This window comes from Rossellomorea sp. KS-H15a, assembly GCF_024195245.1.
Classification (GTDB): Bacteria; Bacillota; Bacilli; order Bacillales; family Bacillaceae_B; genus Rossellomorea; species Rossellomorea vietnamensis.
The window spans coordinates 4,320,247-4,335,780 of record NZ_CP096886.1; the positions used below are offsets into that span (position 1 = coordinate 4,320,247).

15 protein-coding genes and 1 other RNA gene are annotated in these 15,534 nt (G+C 43.3%); 2 read left to right on the top strand and 14 right to left on the bottom strand.

The window, feature by feature from the left end; genetic code table 11:
- Positions 1 to 4: 4 nt before the first annotated feature.
- Together M1J35_RS22215 and aspA are read right to left on the bottom strand one after the other, a co-directional pair.
- Positions 5 to 1,264, bottom strand: a complete 1,260-nt coding sequence (locus M1J35_RS22215) for a helix-turn-helix transcriptional regulator (protein WP_254652307.1) — start codon at positions 1,262 to 1,264, stop codon at positions 5 to 7.
- Positions 1,265 to 1,556: 292 nt separating this feature from the next.
- The gene (gene aspA / locus M1J35_RS22220) at positions 1,557 to 2,987 is read right to left on the bottom strand and encodes an aspartate ammonia-lyase (RefSeq protein WP_254652308.1); all 1,431 of its coding nucleotides are present in this window, start codon (positions 2,985 to 2,987) and stop codon (positions 1,557 to 1,559) included.
- Between the two features lie 248 nt (positions 2,988 to 3,235).
- Between aspA and M1J35_RS22225 the strand changes: the two genes are divergently transcribed.
- Complete coding sequence (locus M1J35_RS22225) at positions 3,236 to 3,601, top strand: cytochrome-c oxidase (protein ID WP_254652309.1); 366 nt, start codon at positions 3,236 to 3,238, stop codon at positions 3,599 to 3,601.
- A gap of 148 nt (positions 3,602 to 3,749) precedes the next feature.
- Positions 3,750 to 4,172 (top strand): VOC family protein, encoded by a 423-nt coding sequence (locus tag M1J35_RS22230; protein WP_254652310.1) that lies wholly within the window; start codon positions 3,750 to 3,752, stop codon positions 4,170 to 4,172.
- Positions 4,173 to 4,227: 55 nt separating this feature from the next.
- On the opposite strand, the gene qoxD is transcribed toward M1J35_RS22230, so the two are convergent.
- From qoxD to ssrA, 12 genes are all read right to left on the bottom strand, one after another.
- On the bottom strand, positions 4,228 to 4,524 hold the full coding sequence (gene qoxD / locus M1J35_RS22235) for a cytochrome aa3 quinol oxidase subunit IV (protein ID WP_060672612.1): 297 nt from the start codon (positions 4,522 to 4,524) through the stop codon (positions 4,228 to 4,230).
- Positions 4,524 to 5,135 carry a cytochrome aa3 quinol oxidase subunit III gene (qoxC, locus tag M1J35_RS22240; RefSeq protein ID WP_034764176.1) on the bottom strand — a complete coding sequence of 204 codons (612 nt, stop codon included), beginning with the start codon at positions 5,133 to 5,135 and terminating at the stop codon, positions 4,524 to 4,526. Before qoxC ends, qoxD begins: the two co-directional genes overlap by 1 nt.
- A 2-nt stretch (positions 5,136 to 5,137) precedes the next feature.
- Positions 5,138 to 7,099 (bottom strand): cytochrome aa3 quinol oxidase subunit I, encoded by a 1,962-nt coding sequence (gene qoxB / locus M1J35_RS22245; RefSeq protein ID WP_254652311.1) that lies wholly within the window; start codon positions 7,097 to 7,099, stop codon positions 5,138 to 5,140.
- A gap of 16 nt (positions 7,100 to 7,115) precedes the next feature.
- Positions 7,116 to 8,144 (bottom strand): cytochrome aa3 quinol oxidase subunit II, encoded by a 1,029-nt coding sequence (gene qoxA, locus M1J35_RS22250; protein WP_254652312.1) that lies wholly within the window; start codon positions 8,142 to 8,144, stop codon positions 7,116 to 7,118.
- A gap of 372 nt (positions 8,145 to 8,516) precedes the next feature.
- Entirely contained in the window at positions 8,517 to 10,040 is a 1,524-nt protein-coding gene (locus M1J35_RS22255) for a multicopper oxidase family protein (RefSeq protein ID WP_254652313.1), read from the bottom strand.
- 51 nt (positions 10,041 to 10,091) lie between these two features.
- On the bottom strand, positions 10,092 to 10,328 hold the full coding sequence (locus tag M1J35_RS22780) for an SHOCT domain-containing protein (protein WP_279724921.1): 237 nt from the start codon (positions 10,326 to 10,328) through the stop codon (positions 10,092 to 10,094).
- A gap of 227 nt (positions 10,329 to 10,555) precedes the next feature.
- Entirely contained in the window at positions 10,556 to 10,837 is a 282-nt protein-coding gene (locus M1J35_RS22265) for a glutaredoxin family protein (RefSeq protein WP_224521958.1), read from the bottom strand.
- Positions 10,838 to 10,865: 28 nt separating this feature from the next.
- Positions 10,866 to 13,322 carry a heavy metal translocating P-type ATPase gene (locus tag M1J35_RS22270; protein ID WP_254652314.1) on the bottom strand — a complete coding sequence of 819 codons (2,457 nt, stop codon included), beginning with the start codon at positions 13,320 to 13,322 and terminating at the stop codon, positions 10,866 to 10,868.
- A gap of 15 nt (positions 13,323 to 13,337) precedes the next feature.
- Entirely contained in the window at positions 13,338 to 13,553 is a 216-nt protein-coding gene (locus M1J35_RS22275) for a heavy-metal-associated domain-containing protein (RefSeq protein ID WP_034764185.1), read from the bottom strand.
- Positions 13,554 to 13,576: 23 nt separating this feature from the next.
- Positions 13,577 to 14,038, bottom strand: a complete 462-nt coding sequence (locus tag M1J35_RS22280; protein ID WP_224521956.1) for a CopY/TcrY family copper transport repressor — start codon at positions 14,036 to 14,038, stop codon at positions 13,577 to 13,579.
- A 283-nt stretch (positions 14,039 to 14,321) separates the two neighbouring features.
- On the bottom strand, positions 14,322 to 14,648 hold the full coding sequence (locus M1J35_RS22285) for a four-helix bundle copper-binding protein (protein ID WP_224521955.1): 327 nt from the start codon (positions 14,646 to 14,648) through the stop codon (positions 14,322 to 14,324).
- A gap of 515 nt (positions 14,649 to 15,163) precedes the next feature.
- Positions 15,164 to 15,504, bottom strand: a transfer-messenger RNA (tmRNA) gene (gene ssrA, locus M1J35_RS22290).
- Positions 15,505 to 15,534 lie beyond the last annotated feature (30 nt).

Here is a 15,534-nt window from a genome sequence, read left to right on the forward strand (position 1 = left end):
TCATTCAAATGGGTTCATTATGATTAAATATCAACTTTTTCAATAGCTCATTCGATAATTGAAGATAGTGATTGGAAGAATTCAGGTCCCCCTTCTCTTTAAAATAAACCGCTAGTCGCTCTGAGAATGCTGCGGCCTTATATCGATCATATTGCTTCATCATGGGCAGACCACGATCGATTAAATAGTCGCTAAGCCGTTTATCATCCTCTGTCGCATCTAAATACAACACCATCAATTCCGTATATTTAACGGACTCTTGATTTTTAAAATCTTTTAAGTTCTCCTGCAAAAGATTGATTGCTGTTTCCCTCTCATTCAAATCCAGCAACACTTGTACCATTTCAATCAATGTGCCGTAATACCCCATTGTATGCTTCTTTTTCAATTTGAGGGACTGGGAGAAATAGTCTAACGACTCTTGTAGCCTTCCTTTTTTTCTATTTAGCAATCCGAAATTATGAAGGGCGGTAATTTTCGATTCGTTATCCTTTAACATCTCGGCATCGTTTAAAGCCGTATGCAGCATGACTTCTGCACGTTCAAGATCGTTAATATAAATCAAGTTAGCCGATAATCCGATTTTCACATGCAGGATCCTCAATATGTTCCCAGTATTCTGAAAAATCCTCAAAGCCTTGTATGAGTAATGCAGAGACAATGTGAAGTGCTTCAACAACCCATGATTAGCCGCTTTATAATAATAATAATCTGTTACTTTCTCACTATAGATATCGGCTCTATCCTCTATTTGATCAAAAATGGAAAGCGCCTTAGAGTATTGTTGTTTTTGTCCGTAGTAAATTCCCTGAAAGAACTCCCACAAATACTTTTCAAACGATGAAAATTTACTCATATTCTTTTTGAGCGCAAGAGAAGCCTGTTCATATTCGGTTGGATTATTCGTGAATAATTGATATCGAAGCATGTAAAGCTCAAATAAGTAAACCATTTCCGTACATTGGATATAGTCTTTATGCCTTTGTAACTCCTGATACAGTCTTTCGGCATGATCTCGATGAAGCCTCTCAATCGCTTCATAGAATTGAGCTAGCTGGCGTTTCAGGTGAAGTGTCTTTGCCGTTTCCTCTTCAATTGATACACCAAGTCGCTTACAAAGTAATTCTAATGTTTCCAGATTTCCTTCTTTAGAACTGTTCTCAATCTTACTTAAATGAGTGGTTGAACATATTCCCTTGCAAAGCTGTTCTTGTGTTTTATTTTGTTTTTTTCGATGATAATAGATAATCCTGCCGATAGACATTGTTTCACTTCCCCCCTGTATATATCTCTCATTATACATAGGGAATAGGTAACTTATAAGCTATTAACGCAAGTATTTTAGCCTGGTGGTGCTGGATAAAAAATATATAAAATCAATAAAAATACATTTTTTCATATTTAAGGAAATTATTTTCAATTTAAATCTATGATTGTTCATGTTTCCTTTTTGGGATCAAAGAACTTCTGCACCAGCCAAAGGGTTTGTAAATATGAAAAGAGAAATCCCTCTCAAATAGAAAAGAGATTTCTCTTACTTTCATCGTTATTGCCGTTTACTCCCGGTCAAATAACACACGACCTGCAATCCCCGGATTCGTCATTTCATAAGGATTCAGGATTAAATCAAGCTCTTCCTCTGTCAAAACATCATATTCAAGGCAAAGCTCTCGTACCGATTTGCCTTTTAGAATAGCTTCCCTTGCGATGCGGGATACGACTTCATATCCCAGATGTGGATTGACAGCCGTTATGATACCCACGCTGTTTTCTACATATTCTTTCATACGTGTCTCATTTGCTTCGATACCGACTAGACAGTTGTCCGTAAAGCTTCTAAACGCATTGTTCATGATACTGATGGATTGCAAAAGGTTAAATACGAGCACAGGCTCCATCACGTTCAATTCGAGCTGACCGGCTTCGGAAGCCAAGGAAATGGTTTGATCATTCCCCATCACCTGGAAGGCTACTTGATTGATCAGTTCCGGCATGACCGGATTCACTTTACCCGGCATGATGGAAGAGCCGGGCTGTCTTGCCGGCAGTGAAATTTCACCAAGTCCGGCACGGGGTCCAGAAGCCATCATACGCAGGTCATTGGCGATCTTGGACATATTGGTCATACATACCTTCAATGCTGCAGAAACCTCTGTATAGGCGTCCGTGTTCTGTGTCGCATCGACCAGGTGTTCAGCCCCTGTCAGTGGCAACCCGCTGATATCCGCCAGGTGCTTGACGACACTCTTGATATAAACAGGATCCGCGTTCAAGCCGGTTCCTACTGCAGTGGCCCCCATATTGACTTCATACAGATGATCGCGAGTTCGTCCGATACGTTTAATGTCGCGTTCTACTACTCTGCTGTAAGCTTCAAACTCCTGCCCAAGGCGAATGGGTACAGCATCCTGCAGATGGGTACGTCCCATTTTAATGATGGGATCGAACTCCTGGGCTTTCTGTCTGAAGGCTTTCAGCATATGCTCCATCGTGTCCAATAGCTTCTCCAGTAATTTCAGAGTGGAAATATGGATGACTGTCGGGAACACGTCATTGGTTGACTGTGACATATTCACATGACTGTTCGGGCTGACCTTCCCATATTCCCCTTTACGGTGGGACATGAGTTCCAGGGCACGATTCGCAATGACCTCATTAGCGTTCATGTTGATTGACGTACCTGCCCCTCCCTGGATCGGATCAACGATGAAGAATTCATGAAGCTTGCCTTCCAGGATTTCATCAGCAGCCTGCACGATGGCTTGACCGATCCCGTCATACAGACGCGTCGTTTCCATGTTTGCAAGTGCGGCCGCTTTCTTTACGACTGCCAGGGCATCAATCATCTCTTTATGGATTTTATATCCCGTAATCGGAAAGTTTTCCACTGCCCGCAACGTTTGTATTCCATAATACACATCTTGGGGTACTTCTTTTTCCCCGAGGAAATCTTTTTCTATTCTAAATCCACTAGTGACGTTTATCATTTCTCTACTCCCCATATTTGGATTGTCTCTCTAATTGATGATTCTATCAATTAGAGAGGGAGTAGGCAACGATTTAGAGGTAAAACCATTAATTTCAAAAATTCCAAAAAAACGCTTTCATTCTTTTGATCTGATTCTCCCTTTTTTCAGAAAAAAGATGGATTTAATAGATTGTCATTACACAATGACAATACGTTCTACACGGGTCTAAATACTCATATATTAACCAGTGAAGGAGGAGGATTCGTATGGGGATCAAACTGATTAAAATTTCAGTCGTCTATTTTATGGTCGGTGTATGTATCGGGTTATATATGTCCATGGTCCATGACTACAGCCTGACCCCGGTCCACGTTCATATTAACTTATTGGGCTGGACGGCACTGACGCTTGCAGGTCTCATTTATCACTTATTCCCGGCTGTTTCAACCACAAAACTGGCCAAAGCTCATTTCTGGCTCCATAATGTCGGACTTCCGCTTATGATGATCGGATTATTCCTGTTTGTACTTGGGAATGAAGCAGTCGTCCCGGTCATTGCAACAGGCGGGGTCTTGACGACAGTTGGTATACTATTGTTTGGCATCAATCTCCTGAGAGAATTAAAAGCTTGAACCAAATCGGAAAACCCCTTTCGCAAGTTGGCAGAACGGGGTTTTTAGTGTTTTTATTTTTTGACTTTTCAAATTTTTATTATTTCATATGCCTACAAAGATGGTAAAATACAGTAGAATACCTATCTCAATTTTAGGAGTGATGTATATGTCGGTCAATGTTTACCTGAATTTCAACGGCAATTGCCGGGCAGCCGCAGAGTATTATGCAGAAGTATTTGAAACCGAACCACCACAGATCATGACGTTCGCTGAGGCACCCCCGCATCCTGACTATCCCCTGCCCGAAGAAGCAAAAGATCTGGTCCTACATACACGACTCACCATCGACGGCAGTCATGTCATGTTTTCCGATGTTTTTCCAAATATGCCTTTTGTGGAAGGAAACAACATCACCCTTGCCCTCGTAAGCGATGATCCTGAAAAACTGATGGCCCGTTTCCACAAGTTGAAAGAAGGCGGCAAAGTGGACATGGAGCTTCAGGAAACATTCTGGAGCAAGCTGTACGGTCAGGTCACCGATAAATTCGGCATCCAGTGGCAATTTAATTACGAAGGCCAGGAAAGGTAACAAACAGGAAACATAAAAAAGAAGCTGCTGGAAACCCAACAGCTTCTTTTCTATTTTAATGCATATTGCTCAATACCCAGACAGATCCGGCCACGATGACAATCGCTATAAATGCCGCCGACATCATCTTACCTACCTGCCATTTGCCTTCACCTTCCGTTACGTGCATGAACATGAAGAGCTGGATGGCAGCCTGTATGAATGCCAGGACGAACACGATCGCTACGATCAGTTCATATGCCATATTCGTATACAGTCCAAACCAGACGGCTAAGAACGTCAACGCAATCGATAAGATAAATCCAATGATCTGAGTCCAAGGTAATCCACTATGATTCGTATGTTGTGACATTATCCCACCATCCCTAATAAGTACACGCTTGTGAACACGAAGATCCAGACAAAGTCCAGAAAGTGCCAATACAAGCTGGATACAAATAGTTTTTTAGCGGTATCAGGATTCAATCCCCGTTTCTTCACTTGGAACATGACGAGAAGGATCCACAAGATACCCACTGATACGTGGAGACCATGCGTCCCGGTCAGTAAATAGAAGGATGACCAGAATGCGTTCGTGCCCATGGCTGCTCCTTCATGTACCAAATGGATGAACTCGGTGATTTCCATATAAAGGAATCCTAATCCGAATAATAATGTGATGATCAGCCAGACCATCATGGATTTGACATTTCTCTTTCGTAATTCATTTATTGATAGACCAGACGTGAAACTACTGATTAATAGTAACAGCGTCATGATGATGGTATTCTTCATATCAAACACTTCACTTGGAAGCGGGCCACCCATCGTTCCGGCCTTCAGAGCGAAGAACGTTGCGAAAATAGTGGCAAACAATGCAATTTCCGCGCCAAGGAAAACCCAGAATCCGAAGATGTTCAGTTTACCGATATCGGATTGATATTCAAGCGGCGTGTTTGGATCTATATTCGTACTATGTGCCATGCTCACGCCTCCCTCTTATACGGATTTTCAGTCTTTTCGATTTCTTCCACACTTACATAATACCCTTCATCCTGCTTATGGGACATCAATGAACGGAATGCCATGCATCCGAATATACCGACAAGCGCCATGATTGCCATCCAGAACAGTTCAAATACTAGACCAAATCCTGCGACGAAGAACAGTGCAGACATGATGAACGGTGTCCCTGCATTGCTTGGCATGTGAATCGGTTGGTATTCAAAGTTGTCAGGTACCATCTTTCTTCCTTCTTGCTTCATATCATAAAATGCATCATGACTCTTCACTTCAGGAACATGTGCAAAGTTGTAGTGAGGCGGAATGGCTGAACTTGTTGCCCATTCAAGGGTACGTCCATCCCACGCGTCCCCTGTTGTTTCTCTCTCAGCAAAACGGTAGCTGTAATAGATACCATAAACGAGTACCATGAATCCTACTCCCATTCCGAAAGCTCCGACTGAAGAGATCACATTCAATGCTGTCCAGCCATCTTCAGGACCGTACGTGTATACTCGTCTTGGCATACCCGCGAATCCTAATACGAACTGAGGTAAGAAACAAAGATTGAATCCGATGGAGAATAACCAGAAAGCCCATCGTCCGATGCGTTCATTCATCTTATGACCAAACATCTTAGGATACCAGTATGCAAGTCCTGCGAAGCAGGCGAATACTACACCGGCAATTAATGTGTAATGGAAGTGAGCAACCAGGAAGTAGTTATTGTGATATTGGAAGTCGGCCGCAGCCATTCCAAGCATAACCCCTGTCACCCCACCGATGAGGAATGTCGGTATGAATGCAACAGACCATAGCATCGGTACTGTAAATTCGATCTTACCTTTAAATAATGTACCTAACCAGTTGAATATCTTAATTCCCGTAGGTATGGCAATCGCCATCGTTGAAATTGAGAATACACTATTTACTGCTGCGCTTCCACCCATTGTAAAGAAGTGATGGACCCAGACAACGAAACTCAATCCAGAAATCGCAACAAGTGAGATAATCATAGATTTATAACCAAATAGTGTTTTTCTTGCAAATGTAGCAATGATCTCTGAGAAAATCCCGAATGCCGGTAATATAACGATATATACTTCCGGATGTCCCCACAGCCAGAATAGGTTTGACCATAGCATCGGGTTACCACCATCCGTAAGCGTGAAGAAGTGGGAACCGAATAAGCGGTCAAATGTCATCAGTGCTAATGTGACAGTCAAAATCGGGAATGCAAACACGATGATGAAAGCCGTAATCAACGTCGTCCATGTGAACATCGGCATGCGTAATAGCGTCATACCTGGCGCACGCATTTTGATGATCGTGACGACAAAGTTGATTCCGGTCAGCAACGTACCGATACCCGAAATCTGTAAGCCCAGCAGGTAATAGTTAATACCCGGTCCAGGACTACCTTCAATCGCAAGCGGTGCGTAGTTCGTCCAACCTGCATTCGGTGAACCACCGAATACGAATGAAATATTGAAAAGGATTGCCCCGAACATGAACGACCAGAAACTCAGGTTATTCAAATAAGGGAAGGCTACGTCCCTTGCACCGATCTGCAAAGGAACGACCACGTTCATCAATCCAAGTAAGAACGGCATCGCCATGAAAAGGATCATGATCGTACCGTGAGTGGTAAAGATTTCATTGTAGTGCTCGGATGTTAAAAATGAGTTATTCGGCACTGTCAATTGTGCCCTCATCAAGAGTGCATCGACTCCTCCGCGGAAGAGCATGACAAGTGCAGCCAGGATATACATAATTCCGATTTTTTTATGATCAACGCTTGTGATCCAGTCGTTCCACAACCATTTCCACTTTTTGAAGTAAGTGAGGACTGCAACGATTCCGATTACGGTGAACACGATCGAAATGTTGGCTCCTATGATCAACGGATCGTTGAGGATCAGATTATCCTTAATAAAATCAAACATTTAAAGTCCTCCTCTCTTAGTGCTCGTGACTACCTTCGTCTTTATGGTCGTCATCTTTATCTTCTTTCTTCATATCATCATGGTTCATACCTTCCATATCCCCATGACCTTCCATATGCATATTGCCATGAACGGACTTAGCATCTTTATCTGCACCACCAACCGTGGTATCAAGTCCGTATTTCTGGCGGATCGCCATGGCATACTCTGAATTCTTACCATGATCGACGAATGCTAAGTGAGTAGATGAAAAGGTCATCTTATCAACCGTTTCAGGAAGCATCAGTTTTTCATACGTATCTTCCGTCAATTTCGGTTCGTCTTGAGCATCTTCTACCCAATCTTCATATTTGTCTTGTTTCATTGCGACAAAATCAAACGTTTGGTGCGTCATTCCCTCACCAGTGAAGTTGGAGTTTCTTCCATCATAGGTACCCGGTTCATCAGCCTGCAGATACAAGTCATTGACCATTCCAGGCATACCATAGATCTGACCGCCGATTTGCGGTACCCAGAAGGAAGCCATGGAATCAGCTGCGGTTACTTTGAAAAGAATCGGATGATCCTCGGGAACATTCACATAGTTTACGGTTTCGATTCCTTCTTCAGGATAACTGAAGATCCATTTCCAATCGACAGCTGTCGCATGGATCACGATCGGGTCTTTATGAGAGGTCGCTTCCGGCGCGTTCCTCAATTCATAAAGGGCCTTTGTATTCGGTATGGATAATGCGATGACGATCAGAACAGGAATCAATGTCCAAATGATCTCAAGGAATGTACTTCCGTGCATATCCGGTTTATAGTCACTATTCTTTTTACTGCTTCGATACTTGAATAAGATGATGGTAAAGAATCCAAGTACAACAACCATAATGGCAATCATATAGTAGATGGACAACATAATCAGATCTTTTTGAACGGCTCCCACCGGTCCTTTGGGATCCAGGATGATTAATTCGCTATCCGTACTGAAAATAATGATGAAAAATAACGAAATAAGACTTATTAAAACAATTAAATACGGTTTAAATTTATTAAACAAAAGAAATCACCTTCCTTTATGTAGAATTTACTCTCGTAGACCTATACTATCAAATTCTCTAATCAGGTACCCTTCATAACTTCATTTTTAAACAGATTTTCGAAATTTCGACGCATTTTATTCACAGAACGGTAACAATGTTGGAAAGAATTGCTCAATGGACAAAAAAATAACTCTCAAAGTTATCTGAGAATAACGTTGAGAGCGGTTTATAGGTTCATTATTTAGAATATTAATAATCATCACTCATAAAATGTGAACAGACCTAAAATTTTTCTCTGATTACCATTATGCTAATAAAACATTCATTATATATATCTGTATCCTCATGAACGTTTTATTCCTCTCTTGTGGTAGTAACTAATGATTGATTCAGTTAGGCTGATTCTCCTCTTGTCCGCCTAACTCAAACGGGGAATATACTCCTTCATAATCGACGATCGTCACCATTCCCCTGGCAGCATGATTGTTATCATGGCAATGGAATAACCATTCCCCCACATTATCGGCTTTAAAATAAATCACGTATTCCTCGCCTGGTTTCACATGAATCAAGTCTTTGACAATCGGTTTTTCAAATTCTGTTCCGTTCTTGGATTCCACCTGGAAACGATGACCATGAAGGTGCATGGGATGATTCATCCTGCCTTTATTTCTTAATGTGACTTTCACGATGTCACCTTCTTCCACCTTGATAGGCGGTGTATCGGGAAAGGTCTCATCGTTAATTTGAAAGGACATGCCTTCTCCCATTGACATGCCCATGCTTAGATCCATGTCATAGGTAACATCGGGGTCAGGGGCTTTGTCGAAAATCAGTTCTTCACTCCCATATGAAATTCCTTTCGCAGTACCTGCTTCCCTTGCAAGCGACGCTTCTTGATCGGAATGAGTCTCATTCGACACAACTGGCAGGATCATGTCTTCTGCGTGGTCTATATTCTGTTCCTGACCAATGAATACCGTATCTTGATCGGGCTTCGTGAATTCCACATCCACTCTTTCCCCAGGGGCAATTTCAAGAACATTGGTGTTTCTATCTTCAGAGATCACTCTTTCTGCATCATTCTCAATAACCTTCATCGATCCCTCCGGAAAGACCAACCGATGAACCTGGTATCCGGCATTCACGAATCTCAATCTTGCTTTTTCACCCGTTTCCATTACAAGGGGTTCAATGGCCTTTCCTGATTTTCCGTTCACGGTAAAGGTATCGTACATTTGTTTCGTATCTGCTTCACCGTCCCCGGACATGGCTCCCTTCATCATTCCTCCCATATTGGTGATGTCCTCTTTTTCTTGATTTACTGCCCACTCATCGAGGATGAAGACTTCATCCTTCTTATACTCTTTTTCCTTTTCTTCCACGATGAACGATCCATATAAGCCTTTGTCGACCTGTACAGAGCTTTGTTGATGGGAATGATACCAATATGTACCCGCATCATGTGCAATAAATTCGTAGGTAAAGCTTTCTCCCGGCTGAACAGCATCTTGAGTCAAACCTGGGATCCCGTCCATTTTATTTGGCAGCAGGACGCCGTGCCAGTGAATGGTAACCGGTACATCAAGCTCGTTCTTAAGCTTTACTTGTACAAAATCTCCTTCCGTCACACGAATGGATTTACCAGGAACCGTCCCATTATAAGTCCAAGCATTCACTTTTTTACCTTCACTGATCTGCCACTCCGTATCCTGAGCCGTTAATTCAAATTTTTTGACATGGCGGTCACCTTTTTCTTGTGCGCTTACGTCTAATATACTCGTCTCTCCGTCCGTCACTCCCTTGGGCAATGCCATTTCCCCATTTTTATACCAGGGTGATTGAAGAAACACGATCACTCCGATTGCCACTAATAACGTAATGAGTATGCTTCCAATAACTTTTCTTTTCATCGCTGCCTCTCCTAACCGTTTGTTGTACCAACCAGTCTTGCAAGTAGGTTATTACTCCTGGATTTTCCGTTTAAGTCGTTCGTATTCTTCTTCCGTTATTTCCCCTTTTGCCAGTCGGTCCTTTAATAAACTCAAAGAATGACGATTTGCATTGTCCGTCGGGTTGTTCTCTTTCGGCGTCTTCGCTCTCATCATCCAGATGAATACCCCCACAATCGCTACGATCAGTAGGATAAAAAGAAAGCCGGTTCCAAAAAATCCGCCGCCCATTCCTCCACCATTCATCATAAAATCATCTCCTTTATGTTTTTTCTTCTTATACCCACTATGGTATTATACAAAACAAAAATTCATTTCTCTTGCAGCATCTTGGGGACACCTTCACTTTTCCCCTTAAATGTGCAGATTTAATGAAGAAAACAATAAAAAAATCAGAAATGTCGTTGATCATCTACTGGACATTTCTGATTTGTTTATAGCAGCCCTCTGCGTCATGATGAGCTGTTTTAGTGAAGTTATTTCAATCCTACTAATTGCTTGATTTCTTCTTTATTGTTCTCAAAACCAATCAAATTCTTTACGATTCTTTTTTTACCGAATATACCTTTTTTGTAAAAAGCAAAGGAAGGAACGATTCTGGAGCCGGATATTTCCTTGAGTTCCTTTTCGAACCTTTCATCTTCTCCTACATCCTTATGGACATACTTGATGTTTTGCCCACTCAGGTATTCTTTAGCAGCTTGACAATCGGAACAGGTGGGTCTGGTGTAAAGTTCTAATTCAAGATCATGACTCATGGCATTCTAGAGCTCCTTTCGTCAAGAACTACGTTTCTGATGGTTTGAATCCTTTCAGGCGCAGGGCGTTCAGCAACACGGATACAGAACTGAAGCTCATGGCTGCACCAGCGATCATTGGATTCAGTAACGGTCCGCCGAGCAGATACAGGATTCCCATGGCAATGGGTATGCCGAGGATGTTATAGCCAAAGGCCCAGAAAAGGTTCTGTTTAATGTTCCGTATGGTTGCTTTACTCAATTCGACGGCTGTCGGTACGTCCATGAGGTCACTTCTCATGAGGACGATGTCTGCCGACTCCATGGCTACATCCGTACCAGAACCGATGGCGATTCCTATATCCGCTTGTGCAAGTGCCGGGGCATCGTTGATTCCATCCCCCACCATCGCCACTTTCCTGCCCTCTTCCTGAAGCTTCTTGACTTCATTTGCTTTGTCTTCAGGCAATACTTCACTCAGTACGCGGTCGATCCCTACTTCTCTTGCGATCGCTTCCGCTGTCCGCTTATTGTCTCCCGTGATCATGGCCACTTGGAGCCCCATCCTGTGAAGCTTTTCAATGGCTTTGAAACTCGTTTCCTTCACCGTATCAGCAACGGCGATGATGCCCGCAATCTCTTCTTCGACGGCGATATACATGGGCGTTTTCCCCTCGGCTGCCAAGCGGTCCGAAACTTCCGCCAGTTCACCGACATCGACATCATTTTCGTCCATCAGCTTGCGGTTTCCGAGGAGGAGATCGTCTCCTTCGACCGTCACTTCAATTCCCTGTCCCGTAATGGCGTCAAAGAAGTCGGTCTTACGCAGGGTGAGCCCTCTTTCTTCCGCCTCTCTGACAATCGCTTCGCCAAGAGGATGTTCAGATCCCTTTTCAGCTGAAGCGGCAAGTACCAGGAGTTCTTCTTCTGAAATGGATTCCGAGGTCACGATATCCGTCACCACAGGCTTTCCTTCCGTGATGGTACCGGTTTTATCAAATACGATGGTTTCGATCTTATGAGTTGTTTCAAGGGCACCACCGCTTTTAATCAATACGCCATTTTCCGCGCCTTTCCCCGTACCGACCATAATGGCCGTAGGTGTTGCGAGCCCCAGCGCACAAGGACAGGCGATGACAAGAATCGAAATCGTGATCGTAAAGGCGAAGAGACCTGACTCACCTGCTATATACCAGGCGAGACCGGATAGGATGGAAAGGACGATGACGATCGGAACAAAATAACCTGAAATGATATCGGCCATTTTGGCGATTGGTGCTTTTGACCCCTGGGCATCTTCGACCAGCTTGATGATCTGGGATAGTGCCGTATCTTTTCCGACTTTCGTAGCCTCGTATCGGATGGTTCCATTTTTATTGATGCTCGCACCGATGACGTTTGAGCCACTGGTCTTCTCTACAGGGATGCTTTCCCCTGTCAGCATCGCTTCATCGACGGATGTTTTTCCTTCCAGCACCACTCCATCCACCGGTATCTTCTCACCGGGTTTCACGATGATGATCTCTCCCACTGCCACTTCGTCCACTGAGATCTCTACTTCTTCTCCATCTCTTACGACAGTAGCCGTTTTAGGGGCAAGACCCATCAGCTTCTTGATGGCTTCAGACGTTTTCCCTTTCGAAAGGGCCTCGAAATATTTCCCTAATGTAATGAGGGTGAGGATGACGGCTGCCGATTCAAAATAAAGGTTCTGCGCATACCGTTCACTGCCTGCTATGATCATGATGCTTGCAAACAAACTATAGAAAAACGCTGCTCCCGTTCCGAGCGCCACCAATGAATCCATATTCGGATGGCGTTTGGAAAGCGTCTTAAATCCTACGGTGAAAAATGGTTTCCCCATCGCTACGACAGGAATGGTAAGCACAAGTTGTATCAACGCAAATCCAGATGGGTTCACCATCGGATCGATTGCATCGGACAGCGGCATGCCGAACATATGCCCCATGGAAACCAGGAGCAAGGGAACGGTGAAGACGGCTGAAACCCAGAAGCGTTTCCACATGGTCTTGATGTGCTCCTCTTTCTTATCCCTGTCTTCGTCCACTGATTGTTCCACATCAGTGTCCTCATCTGCTTCATATCCGGCGTCGGAAACCGCTCCCTTGATATCAGACACGGTAACGACGGCGGGATCGTACTCAATGACCATTTTCTCTGTAGCCATATTGACCGTCGAATCCTTGACGCCATCGAGCCTCCTTGTTGCCTTTTCGACCGATTGCACACAGGAAGCGCACGTCATGCCTGTCACGCTGAATGTCTTTTTCTCCATTTCTGTAACTGCTCTATAACCTGCATCATCCACGGCTTGCTTGATTTCTTCAAGTGAGAGCTCATTTTCATCATAGGTAATATTCAATTTCTCCGTTGCAAGATTTACGCTTGCTTGTTGAACACCAGCCAGTTTCTTCGTTGCTTTCTCAACAGCCTGTGAACAAGAGGCACATGTCATTCCTTCGATGTTCAATGTTTTTTCCGCCATTGTGCTAACCACCTTTTATTTTGCAGGTTCTGTTTGATATCCCGCATCAGACACCGCTTTACTTAAACTGTCTGGTGATTGCTTCGATTCGTCAAACTTCACCTTAGCCGCACCATTCTCGAGATCAACTTTGGCTTTTTCTACTCCGTCCAGTTCATTCAGAACCGTCTCTACTTTTTTCACACAATTCCCACATGTCATTCCAGATACGTTTAATAATGTCTTTTCCATTGAATAAAACACTCCTTTAATTTTTAATGATGGCAGTTCATGCCGTGATCCTTTTTACAGGTACACTGTCCTGGTACGCAATTACATGCGATCTCATCGACAGCATCCCTTTTCTTGGTTTGTAAAACTTGTTCAAGAAGGGCGATATCATCATGGCTCAGCTTTGCCTCTCCAATCAAGTCGGCAATCGTCTTCCCCACCGCCCGGCTGCATATGTGAGTAAATAACCCTGCCTTCAGTGTTTTGAGGCTTTCTTCCTCACTGACTCCCGGCCTGTAAATGAACCGGTTGCCAATTTTCTCAGTCGTCAGCATCCCTTTTTTGACCAGGCGCCCAATAAAGGTTTTGGTCGTTGCCGGTTTCCACTCTTTCTTTTCCTGCAGGACGGAACTTATTTCCTTACTGGTCACTTCTTTGAGCGTCCAGACAACTCTCATCACTTCCCACTCAGAATCCGTGATTTCCGGTTTTTCTTCTTTGGGCAAGATGATCCCCCCTTTTATGTTTACATTTGTAATCGATTTATATTTTTAGTTTACAACTGTAATCGAATTTAGTCAACAGAATTGATTTGTCTACTTGTAAAAATGGGCTGTTGCTCTTTATCTGTGTTTTTATACTGTACCACTGGCGGTATTCTACAAACTCATTTCTCTTAGTAAAAGACCCTTTCGTAAATGAGTCAAAAAAAAAATGATCCCGATATAGGATCATCCCTTTATGTTTATTTAGCTGATGACCACACTCTCTCGGCGACCATTATTGGTGTTAGGCGATTTTTTTACACTCTTCTGCACAGTTAAAGCAGGCATCCGCACATTTTTGACAATGATCATGATCATGTTTCTTACACTCTTCGCCACATGCTTCACAAATCTTCGCACACACCTGGGCGAGTTCCGCTGCAAATGGTGTCCCTCTCACTAAGGACTGCTCTAAGTATGAACAAATATCCGCGCATTCACGATCTAACCGGATGCATCCTTTCATCATGTTAATATCTTCTTCTTTTAAGCAGGAATCGAAACAGTGGTTACAGGCTTCCATACAATCGTGTAGTGCTTTGATGGCTGATTGATACTTTTCGTGTGACATTTTTTCATTCCTCCCGTTTCGTTTGGTTAATGGATACACATTTACTATATCCTGTTAGAATACGTTTAAACGGATTTAGGTTATTTTTATATCCAAATCAATCTGAAACGTCCAAAAAAGCCATGTTCCTTTTAAAACAGGAACATGGCTAACTTAACTAAAGTATATGAAACTAAGGAATATCAATAAAACCACAAATAAAAAACCACCAAATATGTATTTGGTGGAGACGGTGGGACGTGCACTTCCATGCTTTCGACATGGCACTGACTATATCTTGAACCTTGTGTAGTTTCAGGCCCTTTGGCGTATTATGCGAAATATAAATTTATCTGCTGAGAGATAGAATTCCGCATCCTAGTACTACCGGGTTTCGGCAGCCTATAAGTCGATACACGGCTGTTGGATTGCTCCACATACCGCTCGGCATTGCCATATCACACTGGGTGTGACTTAGGTTTCACCGATAAAGCCAAATTTTCACTTATATGTTACCACATAAGGCGACTATGAACTAATCGAACCCACGTCCAGAAACATCGCCACTTAAGCGTCTACGAGCGTAGTCGATATATTCGCAAGTTCGCTACAGCTTCTGCCTATCGACGGGCGTCCGTGCAGCTAGTCTGATTAATCTCTTCCTTTGTCCTCAGACGGTGGACTCCGGCGTAGCCTACTAAGAGTGAGTCCCTTACCCTACCACATAGGCGATGGAGGGAGGAACAGCTAAAGTGCTATTACGCAGCTAAAGCTAGGTTATTGTTAGTTTTGCCAGTTATTATTGGCTTTGGCGTTTTAACGTAGACGACCCCTACGGCTCGCGACCTAAGCTCGAACTATCCCTGTCGAATCCGTAACGTCCCCATGATAGAAAGGGAAGAACGGG

Excerpts from the sequence above, each read along its gene's own strand:
- M1J35_RS22215 (WP_254652307.1), bottom strand. The coding sequence starts at position 1,264 with ATGTCTATCGGCAGGATTATCTATTATCATCGAAAAAAACAAAATAAA.
- aspA (WP_254652308.1), bottom strand. The coding sequence starts at position 2,987 with ATGATAAACGTCACTAGTGGATTTAGAATAGAAAAAGATTTCCTCGGG.
- M1J35_RS22225 (WP_254652309.1), top strand. The coding sequence starts at position 3,236 with ATGGGGATCAAACTGATTAAAATTTCAGTCGTCTATTTTATGGTCGGT.
- M1J35_RS22230 (WP_254652310.1), top strand. The coding sequence starts at position 3,750 with ATGTCGGTCAATGTTTACCTGAATTTCAACGGCAATTGCCGGGCAGCC.
- qoxD (WP_060672612.1), bottom strand. The coding sequence starts at position 4,524 with ATGTCACAACATACGAATCATAGTGGATTACCTTGGACTCAGATCATT.
- qoxC (WP_034764176.1), bottom strand. The coding sequence starts at position 5,135 with ATGGCACATAGTACGAATATAGATCCAAACACGCCGCTTGAATATCAA.
- qoxB (WP_254652311.1), bottom strand. The coding sequence starts at position 7,099 with ATGTTTGATTTTATTAAGGATAATCTGATCCTCAACGATCCGTTGATC.
- M1J35_RS22255 (WP_254652313.1), bottom strand. The coding sequence starts at position 10,040 with ATGAAAAGAAAAGTTATTGGAAGCATACTCATTACGTTATTAGTGGCA.
- M1J35_RS22780 (WP_279724921.1), bottom strand. The coding sequence starts at position 10,328 with ATGATGAATGGTGGAGGAATGGGCGGCGGATTTTTTGGAACCGGCTTT.
- M1J35_RS22265 (WP_224521958.1), bottom strand. The coding sequence starts at position 10,837 with ATGAGTCATGATCTTGAATTAGAACTTTACACCAGACCCACCTGTTCC.
- M1J35_RS22270 (WP_254652314.1), bottom strand. The coding sequence starts at position 13,322 with ATGGCGGAAAAAACATTGAACATCGAAGGAATGACATGTGCCTCTTGT.
- M1J35_RS22275 (WP_034764185.1), bottom strand. The coding sequence starts at position 13,553 with ATGGAAAAGACATTATTAAACGTATCTGGAATGACATGTGGGAATTGT.
- M1J35_RS22285 (WP_224521955.1), bottom strand. The coding sequence starts at position 14,648 with ATGTCACACGAAAAGTATCAATCAGCCATCAAAGCACTACACGATTGT.